This is a genomic window from Bacteroides sp. BFG-606, assembly GCF_024788145.1.
Lineage (GTDB): Bacteria > Bacteroidota > Bacteroidia > Bacteroidales > Bacteroidaceae > Bacteroides > Bacteroides vicugnae.
Map to the genome: position 1 here is coordinate 617,551 of NZ_JANUIL010000001.1, position 19,167 is coordinate 636,717.

Below are 19,167 nucleotides of genomic sequence, written 5' to 3' on the forward strand. Positions count from 1 at the left end.
GCCGTTAGCTGTCAAAGTCTGGCCGAGCATTACTGCATGGACGGCAAACAGCTTCAAAATCAATATAAGGACCATTTGAGTGATTATCAGAGTTGGAATCAAAAAGAGCATGCCCAAGACCATATTCTTTACCCTAAAAATATAGGTTATAATCTATGTATCGATGAGACGGCGCTAAGTAAAGGTGAACTTTATACCATCTTACTCAACAGGGATAAACGAGGCCGTAAAGGTTCAATCATTGCCGTAGTCCAAGGAACAAAGGCCGAAGATATTATAGCTATCTTAATGAAGATTCCTAAAGAACAACGTAATCAGGTCAAAGAAATCACATTGGATATGGCAGGAAGTATGCAGAAGATTGCTAAAACTTGTTTTCCACGCGCCATGCAGGTTATCGATAGATTTCATGTCCAGAAACTCGTATACGAAGCCGTACAGGAGTTGCGTATTACTTATCGGTGGCAGGTAATGAAAGATGAGAACAAGGCAATAAAAGCTGCAAAGGAACAAGGAGTAGCTTATGAACCGGAGACTTTTAAAAATGGAGACACGCTTAGGCAGTTACTAGCAAGAAGTAGATATTTACTATTTAAAGCACCTGATAAATGGACTAAAAGCCAGAAGATTAGAGCTGAAATATTATTCAAACAATTTGATGATATCAAGCAGGTGTATTATTATTCTTTACACTTGGGAAAGATATTTTCCACAAACTATGATAAAGATGTAGCAAGAGCTAAATTAGCTTTATGGTATAGTAAAATAGAAGAGTATGGCTATGAAACGTTTGCAACCGTAGCAAACTCTATTGAGAATCATTATGAAAGGATATTAAACTTCTTTGTCAACAGAAGTACCAATGCGGCAGCTGAAGCTTTTAATGCGAAAATAAAAGCTTTCAGAGCCTCCTTCAGAGGAGTCGCAGATATGAGATTCTTCCTCTTTAGATTAGCTAAAGTATATGCATAGCAGAAATTAAGAATGGGTAATCCCCCAAGATTTCCAACTGAGCCGATTTAATCTATCAGCAAACCAACGAGTTACGAGGAGTAGAAAAGAAAAACGGAGAGAGTTTTTCAACTTTCTCCGCTTCAGTACCCAGACCCGGGGTCGAACCGGGATGGAAGTGAATCCACTGGTGTTTGAGACCAGCGCGTCTACCGATTCCGCCATCTGGGCGCATACTTGATTTCTCAATTGCGGTGCAAAGATACGACATTATTTTGAATCCACAATAGTTTGGCAAAAAAAAGGAGAAAAAAATAATAAAACATATCTTAAACACTTCTCTATTCAGAGAATAAACCGTACATTAGCAGAAACTTTAAAATAGAGTCACTATCATGACAAACCAGGATAATTATTGCGTGATTATGGGTGGCGGCATTGGAAGCCGCTTCTGGCCGTTTAGCCGCAAAACATTGCCTAAACAATTCTTAGATTTCTTCGGAACGGGTCGTTCACTTTTACAGCAGACTTTTGACCGGTTCCAAAAGGTTATTCCAACAGAAAACATTTTCATCGTTACCAATGCAATGTATGCAGACTTAGTGAAGGAACAATTGCCAAAAGTAAGCGAAAGCCAAATTCTGCTGGAACCTGCAAGACGAAATACGGCTCCATGTATAGCATGGGCCTCTTACCACATCCGGGCACTGAATCCAAACGCCAATATCGTAGTTGCACCTTCAGACCATTTAATTTTAAAAGAAGATGAGTTTCTTGCCGCTATTGAAAAAGGACTTGAATTTGTTTCACGCTCTGAAAAACTACTAACATTAGGTATTAAACCCAATCGTCCGGAAACAGGATATGGATATATACAAATAGATGAACCCGCAGGTGAAAACTTCTACAAAGTAAAAACATTCACTGAAAAACCGGAACTGGAATTAGCTAAAGTATTCGTAGAAAGCGGAGAATTTTACTGGAATTCCGGACTGTTTATGTGGAATGTAAATACAATCATCAAAGCAAATGAAGATTTGTTGCCTGAATTAGCTTCCAAACTGGCACCGGGAAAAGATATTTATGCCACCGATAAGGAAAAAGCATTTATTGAAGAAAATTTCCCCGCATGTCCTAATGTATCCATCGATTTCGGTATTATGGAAAAAGCGGACAACGTGTATGTATCGTTAGGAGATTTTGGCTGGTCTGATCTTGGAACCTGGGGATCACTTTATGATTTATCGGAAAGGGATTCAGAAGGCAATGTTACTCTGAAATGCCATTCGCTTATTTATAATAGTAAAGATAACATGGTAGTACTTCCAAAAGGAAAACTGGCCGTAATTGATGGATTGGAAGGATTTCTAATAGCAGAATCAGACAACGTTCTTTTAATCTGCCGCAAAGATGAAGAACATGCCATCCGTAAATATGTGAATGACGCCCAAATGCAACTGGGTGATGATTTCATTTAGCAGCGCGCAGCACTTAACCCGCCACAGCAAAAACCGGATAAGACAATAATACAAATAATGAACGGTGAACTCTCTGCAAACAATCATGCAGTTCGTTCACCGTTCACCGTTTATTATATTGAAAAACTTTGTGTGTCTTTAAGCAATCACAGGTCCTAGATAATTTCTATTCCCTGCTCTTTACAAAGTTGCAATCCCAGATCTTTCAATCTGAACTTCTGAATCTTTCCACTACCTGTCATCGGGAACTCATTCACAAAGAATATATATTTCGGAATCTTATAACGGGATATTTTATTTCTGCAAAAATCACGAACATCGGCTTCCTGCATTTTCACACCTTTCTGCAAGATAATAAATGCTCCGACTGCCTCACCGTATTTCTTAGAAGGAATACCTGCCACCTGAACATCTTTCACTCCATCAAGTTTATAAAGAAACTCCTCTATTTCGCGCGGATAAATATTCTCACCACCCCGGATAATCATATCCTTAATGCGTCCGGTAATCCGGTAATTTCCATCTTCATCCTTGATACCCAAGTCACCGGAATGCAGGAAGTTGTTTTCATCGATCACTTCTGCCGTTGCTTCCGGATTTTTATAATATCCTTTCATGGTGTTATATCCACGGTTGCACATCTCACCTTGTACGCCAACCGGACATTCTTCACCAGTTTCCGGGTCGATCACTTTTACTTCCGTAAATTCAAAATCACGCCCTACCGTATTACAACGTACATCAAACGGATCATCAATACGAGAAGCTGTCATACCCGGTGCAGCCTCTGTCAGTCCATACACACTAGTCACCTTCATATACATTTTCTCTTCTACCTGCTTCATCAGTTCGACAGGACACAGAGAACCTGCCATAATACCTGTACGAAGACAAGACATATCAAAGAGATCAAACATCGGATGATGCAACTCGGCAATAAACATAGTCGGTACTCCATAAAGAGCCGTGCAACGTTCTTTATGAATGGAAGCCAATACAATCAGCGGATCGAAACGTTCCACCATTACCTGCGTACAACCATGAGTCAGACAGTTCATGGTAGCCAACACCACTCCGAAACAATGGAATAACGGAACACAGCAGCAAAGTTTATCATCTGCCGTGAACTTCATGTGTTCACCAGTCAGAAATCCATTATTGGCAATATTATAATGTGTCAGCATTACTCCCTTCGGAAAACCGGTAGTTCCCGACGTATATTGCATATTCACCACATCGTGACAATCCACCTTGCTTTTGAGTTCGCTCAAACAATCATCTTTCACATTATTTCCCAATAACAGAATCTCCGCTGTATTATACATACCCCGATGTTTCTCCTGCCCTACATACACTACATTTCTCATGTACGGAAAACGTTCACTCTTCAAATGTCCGCGTTCACAGGTTTTCAATTCGGGAAGCATTGTATAGGTCATCTGCACAAAGTCACTGTCCTTCTCGCCATTCACGATACAAAGCGTATGCATATCCGAATCCTGGCAAAGATACTCCAACTCCGATTGTTTATAGTTCGTATTCACAGTAACATATACCGCACCGATCTTCGCACAAGCATACAACAATGTCAACCAATCGGGAACATTAGCCGCCCAGATACCCACATGGGTACCACGTTCCACACCAATGGCGATAAGCCCTTTCGCCATATCATCCACACGACGGTTTAACTGGCTCCAGGTAAAACGGAGATTGCGGTCGGAATAAACGATATATTCCTTATCGGGAGTCTCTTCAGCCCAGTGCTCGAGCCACTGTCCCAAAGTACGATCAAATAATTGCATGGGATTCTTTCTATACTTAATACTTAATACTTTATACTCAACTCAAATCGGCGTGTAAACTACTGCCAGGATTTTTGCAGCCTGCCCCTCGTAAGCATGTACATGATGAGGAACAATGGAATCATAATAAATGCTATCACCCTCTTCCAACAAATAGGTATTCTTACCGTAGCTGATTTCCATGATACCTTCCATAACCATGATAAACTCCTCCCCTTCATGAGAAGAAAGCACGAAGTCGGTATCCTCCGTTGGCATCACATCGATAATAAACGGTTCCATATGACGATCTGCCTTTGACTTGGACAACGAGTGATATTCCATGTGTTTGCGAGAATGAATCGCGTTATTGGAAAAACTAATCGCATCTTTGGCTTCTTTCTTACGACATACCACCGGTCCGACTTCATCCTGGTCATCAAGAAAAGTCCCCAGACGTACTCCCAACACACGCGCTATTTTAATTAGCGGTGCAAGAGAAGGTATATCAATATTATTCTCAATACGTTCAACTTGTTCGATAGCCAAACCCGAACGTTGTGCCAACTCTTCTATGCTTATTGATTTATCTTCGCGGAGGGCTTTAATCTTTTCGCCAACAATCTTACTTGTATCCATTTTGAAAGCATTTTAGTTATCAAAGGTGATAAATTATAATAATTAAGTTGCAAAAATAGCAAAATCTTTAGATGGACACAATTATAACTGAAGAAAATACGACTGTCAGGAAGAAAAAGAAGAAACTAAAAAAGCCGCTCCTCTATAATGAGGAACGGCTCTTAATCTTTTCGCGACAAGTAGATTACTTACGCAAACCGAGCTCTTTAACAATAGCACGATATCTTTCGATATCTCTTGCCTTCAGGTAATCGAGCAAGCGACGACGCTTACCTACCAACATTGTTAACGCTCTTTCAGTACTATAATCTTTTCTGTTGAGCTTCATGTGCTCAGTCAGGTGAGAAATACGGTAGGAAAACAAAGCCACCTGGGCCTCAGCTGAGCCGGTATCAGTGTTAGACTTTCCGTACTTTCCGAAGATTTCTTGCTTTTTAGCAGCGTCTAAATACATAATTCTTAGAATTTTAATTGATAAATTATTCTTTTGAGCGTGCAAAGATAGGCATTATCTTTATATCACACAACGATTTACAAGAAAAAATTGCTATCATTGCATATATTTCTAATCCTATTTTCGTACCTTTGCAGCCAAATAATAGGTATTATATGCAAAATATTCGAAACATTGCAATCATTGCCCATGTTGACCATGGGAAAACAACGCTGGTTGACAAGATGCTATTGGCCGGAAATTTATTCCGCAGCAACCAAAATAGTGGTGAACTTATCCTGGATAACAACGATTTGGAACGTGAACGTGGTATAACGATTCTCTCCAAAAACGTATCCATCAATTACAACGGTACAAAAATTAATATTATTGATACTCCGGGACACAGCGACTTCGGTGGTGAGGTAGAACGCGTATTGAATATGGCCGACGGTTGTATTCTGTTGGTAGACGCCTTCGAAGGTCCGATGCCCCAGACTCGTTTCGTACTGCAAAAGGCGCTGGAAATCGGTTTGAAACCTATCGTGGTAGTTAATAAGGTAGATAAGCCTAACTGCCGTCCGGAAGAAGTTTACGAAATGGTTTTCGATTTGATGTTCAGCCTGAACGCAACGGAAGACCAGCTGGACTTCCCCGTAATCTACGGTTCCGCCAAAAACAACTGGATGAGCACCGACTGGAAGCAACAGACTGACAGTATTACTCCGCTATTGGATTGTATCATCGAAAATATTCCGGCACCCCAACAACTGGAAGGCACTCCCCAGATGTTGATTACTTCTCTGGATTATTCTTCTTATACCGGTCGTATCGCCGTAGGTCGCGTACATCGCGGTACATTAAAAGAAGGTATGAATATAACGCTTGCGAAACGCAACGGCGATATGTTCAAGAGCAAAATCAAAGAACTCCATGTTTTCGAAGGTTTAGGCCGCGTGAAAACAAGCGAAGTCTCTTCCGGTGACATCTGCGCACTGGTAGGTATCGACGGATTCGAGATTGGAGATACAGTTTGTGATTTCGAGAATCCGGAAGCATTGCCGCCAATCGCTATTGATGAGCCGACTATGAGTATGTTGTTTGCGATCAACGATTCTCCTTTCTTCGGCAAGGATGGTAAGTTTGTGACTTCACGCCACATCCATGACCGCCTGATGAAAGAACTCGATAAGAACTTGGCTCTCCGTGTAAGAAAGAGTGAGGAAGACGGTAAATGGATTGTTTCCGGTCGTGGCGTACTCCACCTCTCTGTATTGATCGAAACAATGCGTCGTGAGGGTTACGAATTACAGGTGGGTCAGCCGCAGGTTATCTTCAAAGAAATCGACGGTGTGAAATGCGAGCCGATTGAAGAGTTGACCATCAATGTACCGGAAGAATATTCCAGCAAGATTATTGATATGGTTACCCGTCGTAAAGGCGAGATGGTGAAGATGGAAAACACGGGCGAACGTATCAATCTCGAATTCGATATGCCTTCTCGTGGTATCATCGGATTGCGTACCAATGTACTGACTGCTTCTGCCGGTGAAGCCATCATGGCACACCGCTTCAAAGAATATCAGCCGCACAAAGGAGAAATCGAACGTCGTACGAACGGTTCTATGATTGCTATGGAAAGTGGAACAGCTTTCGCTTATGCCATCGACAAATTGCAGGATCGCGGTAAGTTCTTTATCTTCCCGCAGGATGATGTTTATGCAGGACAAGTAGTAGGTGAGCATTCTCACGACAACGACCTGGTTATCAATGTTACCAAATCGAAGAAGTTGACGAATATGCGTGCTTCCGGTTCGGATGATAAAGTACGTCTGATTCCACCTATCCAGTTCTCACTCGAAGAAGCACTGGAGTATATCAAGGAAGACGAGTATGTAGAAGTTACCCCTAAAGCAATGCGTATGCGTAAAGTGATTTTGGACGAAATCGAACGTAAACGTGCAAACAAGAACTAACCATTCTTTCATAATATTATAATAGAAATCCCGGTTAAACGCAGTGTTTAACCGGGATTTTCTTTTTCCTATAAGCATTACTAATACAGCAACAATCCTACCACACCCGCCAGACAAATCAATAGAATAGGATGAAGATTCCATTTCCATGTAACCCCAAAGGCGACTGCGAAAATACCGATGCTTTTATAGTCCATAAAATTCTCTCTATTCATCATAAGCAATGCAGCAGAAGCAATCAGGGCGACCGACATAGGAAGCAGTCCAGACATAGCCGCTTTAATATACTTATTATCCTTACACTTCGCAAAGAAATAAGAAATGAGCAATACCAAAATAAAAGAAGGCAAACAAACGGCTACAGTGGCCAACACAGCTCCCCAAACACTTTGTGTTACCGCATAGCCTACGTACGTAGCACTATTTATACCAATCGGTCCCGGAGTCATCTGCGAAATTGCGACCACATCCGTAAACTGTTGAGGAGTCAGCCAATGATGGAGATCCACTATCTCATGTTGAATCAGGGAAAGCATCGCATATCCACCCCCAAAACCGAACATACCTATTTTAAGATACACCCAAAGTAATTGCCAATATATCATACCTGTTTATTCGCTATTTTTTCTTTCAACCATAATGTATATACCAATCCCCCTATAATTCCGGCCAATACAATATAAATAGGTGATAAGCCGAACTGCCAGATCAACACGGTAGCTATGGCAGGAGCAACCAACTGAAAATACTTCAGTTTCAAAGCTCTTGCAGCAGAAATACAAGGAAACAGAATCAATGCTACTACGGCAGGACGTATTCCATTAAAGATGCGAATCATCACTTCATTATCCTGAAACCGTGCAAAAAACATGGCTATCAGCATCATGATAACGAAAGAAGGAAGAATCGTAGCCAATGCACACACCAGACTCCCACCCACCTTATACAACTTATATCCTACGAAGATAGAAATATTCACCGCAAACACCCCCGGAAGTGACTGTGTCAAAGCAAACATCTCCATAAATTCTTCCTTACTCATCCATTGTTTGGCAACAATCTCCCGTTCAATCAACGGAATCATGGCATAACCACCACCAATAGTAAACATTCCAATCTTCGCAAATGTCACGAATAATTTTAAATACTCCAGTACCATCCTCTCTTTCTAACTTTCCGATATTTTGCGTTTAATTTTTAATGAGCCCTTTGGCTGCATCATATCTAATCTGATAACTGTGTCCTTTCACTGTTTTAAAGGAGATAGTCTGATCCGCATACTTTATAACACAGTTGCCTCCTGCATTAGAGCGCACAACAGCTTCCTTCAACAGATGATTCTCCCAAATCATATCCACCTCAAAATTTCCTTTTGCACAGATACCACTGATAGAACCATCTTTCCATGCATCCGGCAAAGCCGGTAATAATTGAATAAAGCCCATATGACTTTGGAGCAACATTTCGGTAATTCCCGCTGTCCCGCCAAAGTTTCCATCAATCTGGAAAGGCGGATGCGTATCCCACAAATTATCCATGGTTCCGTTCTTCAATAAATTGCCGAATAAAGTATAAGCATGATTACCATCCTGCAAACGCGCCCACTGATTCAACTTCCAACCCATACTCCAACCGGTAGCACCATCACCACGATGCACCAATACTACTTTAGCAGCTTTCGCCAGTTCGGGAGTAGTGACCGGAGAAACCGTATGCCCCGGATGCAGGCCGAACAAATGATTCACATGACGATGTTCATCTTTCGGATCATCAATATCCACCGACCATTCCATCAACTGACCATAACGACCTATTTGATAGGGAACGAGATTGGCAAGCACATGCTCCCACTGCTTACGTTCTTTCTTATCTACACCCAACACTTTGCTTGCCTCAATCGCATCCATCAGAATTTCACGCACCACGGCATGCACAAAAGTAGCTCCCTGATCGATAGGACCATGTTCGGGCGAAGTGGACGGAGCAGCCGTATAGGTTCCATCCGGCTTATGCCACAGGTAATCGACTGCAAAATCGGCACTACTCTTAATCAGTTCATAACCGGTTTCTTTCAGAAATTTCAAGTTTCTTGTATAGTCGTAATACTCCCAGATATGGGTAGCCAGCCAAGGACCTGCCATCGGATTGAAGTTCCACGACATATCCTGACTTTCCAACGGAGTGGTAAAGCCAAAAATATTGCCTGAGATAGATGCCGTCCATCCTCTAGCACCGAAATAAGCCTGTGCAGTCTTCTCGCCCGGTTTCACGAGCGTACGGATAAAGTCAATCAACGGAAGCACGCACTCATTCAAGTTGGTAGAACAAGCAGGCCAATAATTCATCTGGATATTGATGTTATTATGATAATCCACACGCCACGGCCCATCAACATTATTGTGCCAGATCCCCTGCAGATTGGCAGGCATATTGCCCGGACGGGAACTGGCAATCAGGAGATAACGTCCAAATTGATAATACAACTCTTCCAGATAATAATCCGGTTGTCCTTTCCGATAATTTTTCAGACGTTGAGAAGTAGGCAGGTTCACTCCTTTCACCGCTGGATTCAGATTCAGCCGGACCCGGTTGAACAGAGTAGCATAATCATTATAATGCTGATTGAATAAAGCAGTATATCCCTGCGCCACTGCGTTATTCATCCACTGCTTTGTAGTTTCTTCGGGATTAACACCTATATATGTTTTCGGATCTTTGAAATCCGGATCAAAGTTAATCTTATAGTCAGTGTCCGCTGTGACATAAAATACAACTTCGTCTGCATCCTTCACCGTCAACTTTCCATCTGCATTAGACAGTGTTCCTCCTTTCGCTTCTGCCCGGATACGAACAGCATATTCCATTCCATTATTATCCAAAGAAGCTGTGTAAACCAATCCTTTATTTCCATCAGAAGCCATGCTGCCGGTAGACAGGGGATTGGGCGCATAACTGAAAACCAGATTTTGTTTCCCCGGTTGATCCGCGCTAAAACGTACCACCATTACATTGGCAGGGTAAGAGATAAAAAAGTTACGTTGATAAGCCACACGATCCTTTTTGAATTGCACGACTGCCATAGCCGAATCCAAAGACAGAATGCGCTTATAATCGCTCATTCCTATCATATTCAGTCCGGTTTCTACATAAAACTCTCCCATTGTAGTAAAGCTGCCGAAACGGAAAGGATTTTCTCCGTCAGCTTCATACGATACTTCACTATTGAAGTTCTGCCGCGTCAGCATTTCAGCCTTTTTCTGATCTCCTTCTGTAAATGCTTTGCGTATTTCATCTAAAAGATGGGCCGATTGCTTATTGACATTCCAATAATAGTCCGCACCTTTCGCTGTGTTCGGACCACCGCGCCAAAGCGTTTTTTCATTGAAAGTGATACGCTCGGCTTCCACCGATCCCATAATATTTGCGCCGAGGCTGCCGTTACCAATAGGCAATGACTGTGACTCCCAACTGGCATCCAGATTACGTCCGCTTCCTGCTGTTACCGGTTTATTTTCACCTTTCCACAAATCCGGTCTTCCGCCATACCAGGCAGCATACCCCTGCAAAGTATTGGGAGTGTCAAACCAGATGGAAAGTCTTTGAGTATAATCGGTTTCTCCGGCATAAAGCCCGGAGGTAAGGAATAAGGAACTGATAAGAAGGAAATAAAATTTCTTCATGGTCGTCGTATTATTATTCAAGATTATCCACTTATATATAATTTGCACAAAAGTAATCAAAATATACCATAACTGCCTTTAAAGGTTAGTACTCCTGTTTTGGCAAATATAGGGAAAAGTTTTAAACAGGCAGCATTTATTCCCATAGAAAGGCACAGGCATAAACAAAAAAAAGGCGGTTCGAAATCGAACCGCCTTCCATATTATATCTGATTCTCCAATTAGAGTTTCGGACCAGCAGCAACCAAAGCCTTACCAGCTTCGTTACCAGTAAATTTAGCGAAGTTCTTGATGAAACGTCCAGCCAAATCTTTTGCTTTTTCTTCCCATTTGCAAGCACATTCGTAAGTGTCGCGTGGATCAAGGATCTTCGGATCAACACCCGGAAGTTCTGTAGGAACAACAAAGTCGAAGAAAGGAATAACCTTAGTAGGAGCTTTGTCAATAGAACCATCAAGGATAGCATCGATGATACCACGAGTATCTTTGATAGAGATACGTTTGCCAGAACCATTCCATCCTGTGTTAACCAAGTATGCTTTAGCACCAGTCATTTCCATCTTCTTAACCAATTCTTCTGCATATTTAGTCGGGTGCAATGACAAGAAAGCAGCACCGAAGCAAGCAGAGAATGTCGGAGTCGGTTCAGTGATACCACGTTCTGTACCAGCCAATTTAGCTGTAAATCCAGACAAGAAGTAGTATTGAGCCTGTTCCGGGTTCAAGATAGATACCGGAGGCAATACACCGAATGCATCAGCAGACAAGAAGATAACTTGTTTAGCGTGAGGACCTTTAGAAACCGGTTTAACAATGTTTTCGATGTGATAAATAGGATACGAAACGCGAGTGTTTTCAGTCACGCTCTTATCTGTGAAATCAATCTTACCGTTAGCGTCAACTGTTACGTTTTCAAGCAAAGCATCACGTGTGATAGCATTGTAGATATCCGGTTCGCTTTCTTTATCCAGGTTGATAACCTTAGCGTAGCAACCACCTTCGTAGTTGAATACACCTTCGTTATCCCATCCGTGTTCGTCGTCACCGATCAATTTACGTTTCGGGTCAGTAGACAAAGTTGTCTTACCTGTACCAGACAATCCGAAGAAAATAGCAGAGCTAGTTCCTTCCATATCAGTGTTAGCAGAACAGTGCATAGAAGCGATACCACGAAGCGGGTTCATGTAGTTCATGATAGAGAACATACCTTTCTTCATTTCACCACCGTACCAAGTATTCAGGATTACTTGTTCTTTAGTCTTCAGGTTGAATACAGTAGCAGTTTCAGAGTTCAAGCCCAGTTCTTTGTAGTTGTCAACTTTTGCTTTAGAAGCGTTGAAACATACGAAATCAGGTTCTCCGTAGTTAGCAAGTTCTTCAGCAGTCGGGCGGATGAACATGTTAGTTACGAAGTGAGCCTGCCAAGCTACTTCCATAATGAAACGTACTTTCATACGAGTAGCTTCGTTAGCACCACAGAAAGTATCAACAACGAACAAACGTTTGCCGGAAAGTTGTTTTACAGCTTTAGCTTTCAAGTCAGCCCAAGCTTCTTCAGTACATGGTTTGTTGTCGTTTTTGTAATCTTCAGAAGTCCACCATACAGAATCAGCAGAAGCTTCATTCTTAACGAAGAATTTATCTTTAGGAGAACGACCGGTATAGATACCTGTCATCACGTTCACAGCGCCTAATTCAGTTACTTGACCTTTTTCAAAGCCTTCCAGACTCGGTTTTGTTTCTTCAGCGAACAAAACATCATAAGACGGATTGTGCAAAATCTCGGTCACACCTGTGATGCCGTACTTGCTTAAATCTAAATTTGCCATTTTCTTTGAATTAATTAAAATTGGTATTTTGTTTTCTATCTCTTTTCACCTTAACATGGGGAGCTTTGAATACCCCCTTGTAAATCCGGCTACAAAAGTAATACTTTCTTTGGAAAGGAAGAAGGTATTGAAGAAATTTTTCCTTAATTGAAACTCTTTTATAAATTCCTAACAATATCTGCAAACTGAATATTGCAATTTGAAAGATTATCATTTACTTTGCAAGCCAGTATGCTGACAATACTATGAAAATGAGATTAAAATTTGATTAAAATATAATATGAAAGTAATTGATTTTGGCCAAACTAATTCGATTCTAAACCAGTACATATCCGAAATTAGAAATGTAGAAGTTCAGAACGACCGCCTGCGTTTCCGCCGTAACATTGAACGGATTGGAGAAATCATGGCTTATGAAATGAGTAAAGAGTTTAAATACTCGGTAAAGAATATCCAGACACCACTGGGAATTGCTCCGGTCAGTACGCCGGACAACAATTTAGTAATCAGCACTATTCTACGTGCAGGTCTGCCTTTCCACCAAGGTTTCCTTAGTTATTTCGACGGGGCGGAAAATGCATTTGTTTCCGCTTACCGCAAATATAAAGATACGCTGAAATTCGATATACATATAGAATATATCGCATCCCCCCGTATTGACGATAAAACACTGATTATCACCGATCCTATGTTAGCAACAGGAGGCAGTATGGAACTGAGTTACCAGGCAATGCTGACGAAAGGTCATCCCGCTGAAATTCACGTTGCTTCCATTATTGCCAGCCAAAAGGCCATTGACCATATAAAGAATGTATTTCCTGAAGACAAGACAACCATTTGGTGCGCTGCCATTGATCCGGAAATCAACGAACATTCTTATATTGTTCCGGGATTGGGTGATGCAGGTGATCTTGCTTATGGCGAAAAAGAATAAATGATTCAACCCGATACACCATCAGCTGATTCAGCCGACACAGGAATAGATATAGAAATCTGTGTATATCCGGTTCTCTCTCATATATAAAAACAGAAATCCTCTTTCAACCTATCACCAGCATTATCAAACCCTTTATCCATAGTGTTTTCAGAGCGGTGATAGGTTGTCAGTAACCTATCACCGCATCTATCACCTATCACCACCTAAATTAAATAATAGTTATTGCTAAAGAGAACATCAACGCGTTCTTAATAGTCTTTCCCGTATTGAAACGACTTGTTTCAAGCCGTGGAACTATCAGTTTCAAGGTGGAGAAACAATAGTTTCACGCTGGAGAAACAAAAGTTTCAAGGTGGAGAAACAAAAGTTTCACGCTGGGGAAACAATAGTTTCACGCCGGAGAAACAACAGTTTCAACGCTTGAAACTACTTGTTTACCACCTCGTAACTCCTTTCCATCCCAAGGCATAGATAATATAAGCCACAGGAGAGTAGAGTCGAGCTTTTGATAGACAAAACTCCGCACTTAGTCGATTTTATTTTTATCTGTTCCGATATCTGCTTAGCTTTGAAGTATTAAAACAAATAAAAGCATAAGAGAGATGAGAAAAAACATGAAATTGATAGGATTGGCAGTCTGCTTAACGTGCTGTGCAGGTTTTATAAATGCACAAGAAGCCAATGAGCCGCAAGAAAGGCAACAAGAAAAGCGTCTTCCACGTGAGGTGTTGAATCCGGAAAAGGTAGCCACGCAGATGACAGACCAAATGAACAAGTTACTCCAGTTGACAGATAAACAATATAAAAAAATATACAAGCTGAACCTGAAAGAGCAGAAAGCATTCTTCAAGGCTATGCAAAATTCGGATGGCCAACGTCCGCCAATGGGAGAAGGTCATGAAATGCGGGGAGGACGCCCACCAATGGGTGGAGGCCAACCGCCCATGATGAGAGAAGGTGGTTTTCCCGGCAGAATGGGAGGTGGACCGATGATGAGCAAAGATAACAATTCTGCCGATTCACAAAAGAAAGCTGCAGAAGCCAAAGAAAAGAAGATAAAAAAGATTCTGACAAAAGAGCAGTACGAAAAGTGGCAGGCAGAACAAAATGCCGCACGGAAAAAGGCTGCTCAAAGAAGAATGCACAAAGATAATCACTCTGGCGAAAAACCGGATTTTGAACAGAAAAATCTCTAAAACATCACACTTAATATATTTCTATGAACAGCGTTTGTTTTTCATAATTTTTTTAGTGAATGCAAAGTAGCGGCTCTCTTCGTGAGGAAGAGAGCCGCCTTTATTTTACAGCCTTACAATACATTATAAGGTTGATGACTATTACATTTTAAGGCTTCTTCGCTATCTTGCTCCGCTGTGTCCACGCAAGAAGCATAACTCCGATTAACAATAAAGCCAATGCTGCATAAGCAATACTTTCCGTGACGTGTATGCTTTGCGGATCAAACCACATCTCGATGGTATGTTCTCCTGCCGGCATATTTATTGCACGCAAGATATAGTCTGCACGGGCAATATCCACCGGCTGACCATCGATAGTAACCTGCCATCCCGGATAATATATTTCAGAGAAAACGACAACTCCGTCTTTAGGAGTGGAAGCCTTATAAACCAAACGATTTGGCTCGTAACTGGTTAACTGGATGGTAGATAATGAATCTTTATATCCTTCTGTCACACCCTTCAGCTGTTCTTTAAACTTCACATCCACTACGGCTGTTTCCGTTGGAAGAATATCGTTCAAAGCATCTATTTCTTCATTTGCATTATTTACATACTGCACCTTATCTACGAACCATGCATTACCGTATGCATAAGGATTCATAACAGGAACAGCCTGCCCTTGCTCTCCGGCAGGGAAAATGAAGTATTTGGTATTCAGCATATTTAGTACACGGAATTTGGAAGCATCCACACTGTCCATCTGTCCACCGGCAGTGGCTACAGCCTGATAAGTTTCCTCCATTTCGGGCATAATGTGATGGTCTATCATTTCCTGATAGCGACGAAGCTTCGCTGCATGATAGCCGCCGACACTCTTATGCCAATATGCTGTATTGTTTTCATTAAATGTATTACCGGGGAAACCGATGAAGTTCAGTACACGATAATTCGGAGTCGTATCCTGAAGAATAATCTCATCCGCCTGTGTCTTCACGAATGCTTCTGACTGTTTCGACTTCGGCACGAACTGTTCATCATTCAAATAGCGTTTATTGACACTCCACATATCTATCAGACACAAAAGCGCAATACCCGCCAGTGTGAAAGAGGCTTTCAACTTTCGGAGTTGATACAAGAATAAGAACAGGCAACCGATCACTATAATAAAGAAGCTGCGCCATGCATCCGAAGCAACGACAGCTTTACGCATTTCGGTCAGATTGGCTATAATCGGTGCAAGATGTTGGGCACGAGATTCAGCAGGAAGCACTTGCTCCAAAGTAGCTATTTCTTGTGCTGTAACAAAGCCGGAGGAGAAGACTCCCGGAGCAACCGCCAGGATCAGCGCCACACCGGCTGTTAGTATCAGGGTAGTAATCAATCCTCCGCGATTCTCTTTCAACTTCAACGTATCCGGCTTGCCCAGAATTTCTTTCAGAGCAAAAATCGCCAACAGAGGAATTGTAAATTCAGCTATCACCAGGATAGAAGATACGGCACGGAACTTATTATACATCGGGACATAATCGATGAAGAAGTCTGTCAGTCCCATAAAATTTTTTCCCCATGAAAGCAGAATTGAGAAAATAGTAGCTCCCAACAATGCCCATTTAAGGGGACCTTTCACAATAAAGCAGCCTAAAACAAACAAAAACATCACAAATGCCCCTACATATACTGGTCCGGCAGTCCATGGCTGTTCACCGAAGTATTGTCGTGGAAACTGTGAATAAATGCCGCTATATAGTGGATTGGCTTTCGCCATAGCAACCTCGCTCTGCGACATCGTAGCTCCTGACCCTCCGCCTTTCACATTCGGAACCAGCAACGTCAACGTTTCACCGATACCATAACTCCAGTTGGTTATATAATCACGATCCAATCCGCTACTGGTCTGACTGGCAGCAGCTCCCTCCTGCTTCAATTCGCTCTTGCCGCGCATCGTCTCCTTACTATATTCATACGTATGATACAGATTGGAAATATTGATACAGACTCCTACCACGGCAGCCAGTGCCAAAACCCCGCTGGCCTTGAAGAAATGAGGCAATTCTTTCTTTTTATAAGCATCTTCAAAGTAAGCTCCTACAAAAAACAGGATCACAAACATGAAATAATAACTCATCTGAATGTGATTCGACTGAATCTGAAGGGCGATGAACAGGGCCGTAATGATTCCGCCCAACAGATATTTCTTCCGGTAAGCCAAGACGACACCTGCAATCGTAGGTGGTATATAAGCCAATGTCACAAACTTCCAGATATGCCCTGCCGGTATCAGAATGAAGAAATAGGAAGAGAATGCCCATATCACTCCGCCTAATCCTGCCAGCCAGGCCGATATTCCGAATGCCCGCAAGAGGATATAAAATCCCAGCATCATGATAAAAGTCAGCACTACATAATCCGGGAGAAAGAGGCGATAAATCCTCTCCACTCCTTTCAGAGACGTTGTCGAGTCGTAACTCGGAGACATCTGATAGGTAGGCATACCTCCAAAAATCGAATTCGTCCAACGTGTACGTTCTCCAGTACGTTCGAGGTACTCTTTCGATTCTTGTCCTGCACCGACTCCGGCAGCCGTGTCATGCTGAAACAAGATACGACCTTCGATATCAGCCGGGAAAAAATAGGCAAAAGAAAGAATGATAAAAGCCAGAATGGCTATTAAGTCGGGAAGAAACTTTTTCATTTACGATTAGACGATTTACTATTTACGATTGAAGTTTGAATATAAAAATAAATACGATTGGCAATCTAACATTTACAATTGATAACGGTGGGATATCAATCTCCTGCATTTATCAATCGTAAATGGTAAATCGTCTAATCGTAAATCTAATTAGTATCTATAATGATCTGCTTTATAAGGGCCATCCACCGACACACCGATATAAGCGGCCTGTTCGGGAGTCAGCTTAGTCAGTTTCACACCGATCTTCTCAAGATGCAGGCGGGCCACTTCCTCGTCCAGATGCTTCGGCAGGCGATATACATTGATATCATATTTCTTGTTGAACAGTTCTATCTGTGCCAATGTCTGATTGGTAAATGAATTACTCATCACGAATGACGGGTGTCCTGTTGCACATCCCAGATTTACCAGACGACCGTCGGCCAACAAGATGATGCTATGTCCATCCGGGAAATAATAACGGTCTACCTGCGGTTTGATATTCACACATTTGATGCCCGGATAATGTTTCAAAGCATCTACCTGAATTTCATTATCGAAATGGCCGATGTTGCAAACGATAGCCTGATCTTTCATTTTCTCCATGTGGTCGATACGGATAATATCGATATTTCCTGTCGTGGTCACGAAGATGTTACCTTCCATGCAAGCTTCTTCCATCGTCACTACTTCGAAACCCTCCATTGCAGCCTGCAGTGCACAGATCGGGTCTACCTCCGTCACGAGCACCCGCGCTCCGTAAGAACGCATGGAATGAGAACAGCCTTTACCCACATCACCATAACCGCATACCACTACTACTTTTCCGGCAATCATCACATCTGTTGCGCGCTTGATTCCGTCGGCCAACGATTCGCGGCAACCGTACAGATTATCAAACTTAGATTTCGTTACCGAGTCGTTCACATTGAATGCCGGGAACAGCAATTTGCCTTCTTCCTGCATCTGATACAAACGGTGTACACCTGTCGTTGTCTCTTCAGATACGCCACGCACTTCTTCCGCTACACGATGCCAGCGGGTGCTGTCTTCTGCCAACAGTTTTTTCAAAATGGCATTCAGTTCTATTTCATCCTCTGCGTGTACTTCCTTATCCAATACGGCAGCATTATTTTCTGCATCATAACCCACGTGGATCATCATTGTCGCGTCACCGCCATCATCTACAATCACATTCGGTCCCTTGCCGCCGTCAAAGCTCAATGCCTGCAACGTGCACCACCAATAATCGGCAAGAGTCTCGCCTTTCCATGCAAACACCGGCACGCCGGCAGCAGCTATTGCAGCAGCAGCATGATCCTGTGTTGAATATATATTACAAGAGCACCAACGTACTTCAGCTCCTAAAGCCACTAATGTTTCAATCAGCACAGCCGTTTGAATGGTCATGTGCAACGAGCCCATAATGCGGGCGCCTTTTAACGGTTTGGATTCTCCATACTTTTCGCGAAGAGCCATCAGGCCGGGCATTTCTTTTTCTGCCAAATCGATTTCCTTGCGTCCGAAATCAGCAAGTGTAATATCTGCCACCTTATAGGGCAGAGTAGAGAATAATTCTGTAGACATATTGTAAATCATTTATAT

General features: G+C 42.2%; 14 protein-coding genes and 1 tRNA gene. 5 read left to right on the plus strand and 10 right to left on the minus strand.

The genetic code is table 11. The features are described from left to right. Positions 1-36 precede the first annotated feature (36 nt). Complete coding sequence (locus NXV01_RS02550) at positions 37-972, plus strand: transposase (RefSeq protein ID WP_259021648.1); 936 nt, start codon at positions 37-39, stop codon at positions 970-972. A gap of 126 nt (positions 973-1,098) precedes the next feature. Here the strand turns inward: NXV01_RS02550 and NXV01_RS02555 are convergent. Then, positions 1,099-1,182 (minus strand) — tRNA-Leu (locus NXV01_RS02555). Positions 1,183-1,346: 164 nt separating this feature from the next. Between NXV01_RS02555 and NXV01_RS02560 the strand changes: the two genes are divergently transcribed. Then, the gene (locus NXV01_RS02560; protein WP_195650244.1) at positions 1,347-2,429 is read left to right on the plus strand and encodes a mannose-1-phosphate guanylyltransferase; all 1,083 of its coding nucleotides are present in this window, start codon (positions 1,347-1,349) and stop codon (positions 2,427-2,429) included. A 155-nt stretch (positions 2,430-2,584) separates the two neighbouring features. Here NXV01_RS02560 and NXV01_RS02565 read toward each other — a convergent pair whose 3' ends face one another. From NXV01_RS02565 to rpsO, 3 genes are all read right to left on the minus strand, one after another. Next, a complete protein-coding gene (locus tag NXV01_RS02565; protein ID WP_148365552.1) occupies positions 2,585-4,234 on the minus strand; it encodes an AMP-binding protein in 1,650 nt (549 codons plus the stop codon). A 42-nt stretch (positions 4,235-4,276) separates the two neighbouring features. Then, positions 4,277-4,852: a helix-turn-helix domain-containing protein gene (locus NXV01_RS02570; RefSeq protein WP_004296396.1), complete on the minus strand. Its 576-nt coding sequence runs from the start codon at positions 4,850-4,852 to the stop codon at positions 4,277-4,279. Positions 4,853-5,036: 184 nt separating this feature from the next. Next, positions 5,037-5,306 carry a 30S ribosomal protein S15 gene (gene rpsO, locus NXV01_RS02575; RefSeq protein ID WP_004296393.1) on the minus strand — a complete coding sequence of 90 codons (270 nt, stop codon included), beginning with the start codon at positions 5,304-5,306 and terminating at the stop codon, positions 5,037-5,039. Positions 5,307-5,461: 155 nt separating this feature from the next. On the opposite strand from rpsO, the gene typA reads away from it, so the two are divergent. Next, positions 5,462-7,261 carry a translational GTPase TypA gene (typA, locus tag NXV01_RS02580; protein WP_259021649.1) on the plus strand — a complete coding sequence of 600 codons (1,800 nt, stop codon included), beginning with the start codon at positions 5,462-5,464 and terminating at the stop codon, positions 7,259-7,261. 80 nt (positions 7,262-7,341) lie between these two features. Here the strand turns inward: typA and NXV01_RS02585 are convergent, their stop codons facing one another. The 4 genes from NXV01_RS02585 to pckA form a co-directional block, all read right to left on the minus strand. After that, positions 7,342-7,866 (minus strand): chromate transporter, encoded by a 525-nt coding sequence (locus tag NXV01_RS02585; RefSeq protein WP_148365554.1) that lies wholly within the window; start codon positions 7,864-7,866, stop codon positions 7,342-7,344. Then, positions 7,863-8,420: a chromate transporter gene (locus tag NXV01_RS02590; RefSeq protein WP_148365555.1), complete on the minus strand. Its 558-nt coding sequence runs from the start codon at positions 8,418-8,420 to the stop codon at positions 7,863-7,865. The genes NXV01_RS02585 and NXV01_RS02590 overlap by 4 nt, the downstream gene beginning before the upstream one ends. A 31-nt stretch (positions 8,421-8,451) precedes the next feature. Beyond that, on the minus strand, positions 8,452-10,941 hold the full coding sequence (locus tag NXV01_RS02595) for a glycosyl hydrolase family 95 catalytic domain-containing protein (RefSeq protein ID WP_259021650.1): 2,490 nt from the start codon (positions 10,939-10,941) through the stop codon (positions 8,452-8,454). Positions 10,942-11,162: 221 nt separating this feature from the next. Further along, complete coding sequence (gene pckA, locus NXV01_RS02600) at positions 11,163-12,770, minus strand: phosphoenolpyruvate carboxykinase (ATP) (RefSeq protein ID WP_143259220.1); 1,608 nt, start codon at positions 12,768-12,770, stop codon at positions 11,163-11,165. 280 nt (positions 12,771-13,050) lie between these two features. On the opposite strand from pckA, the gene upp reads away from it, so the two are divergent. Both upp and NXV01_RS02610 read left to right on the plus strand, forming a co-directional pair. After that, a complete protein-coding gene (gene upp / locus NXV01_RS02605) occupies positions 13,051-13,704 on the plus strand; it encodes a uracil phosphoribosyltransferase (RefSeq protein ID WP_004310703.1) in 654 nt (217 codons plus the stop codon). Positions 13,705-14,309: 605 nt separating this feature from the next. Beyond that, positions 14,310-14,903 (plus strand): hypothetical protein, encoded by a 594-nt coding sequence (locus tag NXV01_RS02610; RefSeq protein WP_195650241.1) that lies wholly within the window; start codon positions 14,310-14,312, stop codon positions 14,901-14,903. A 148-nt stretch (positions 14,904-15,051) separates the two neighbouring features. Here NXV01_RS02610 and NXV01_RS02615 read toward each other — a convergent pair whose 3' ends face one another. Then, the gene (locus NXV01_RS02615) at positions 15,052-17,580 is read right to left on the minus strand and encodes a YfhO family protein (RefSeq protein WP_259021651.1); all 2,529 of its coding nucleotides are present in this window, start codon (positions 17,578-17,580) and stop codon (positions 15,052-15,054) included. Between the two features lie 150 nt (positions 17,581-17,730). Further along, positions 17,731-19,161, minus strand: coding sequence for an adenosylhomocysteinase (ahcY, locus tag NXV01_RS02620; RefSeq protein ID WP_409012913.1), 1,431 nt, complete (start codon positions 19,159-19,161; stop codon positions 17,731-17,733). Positions 19,162-19,167 lie beyond the last annotated feature (6 nt).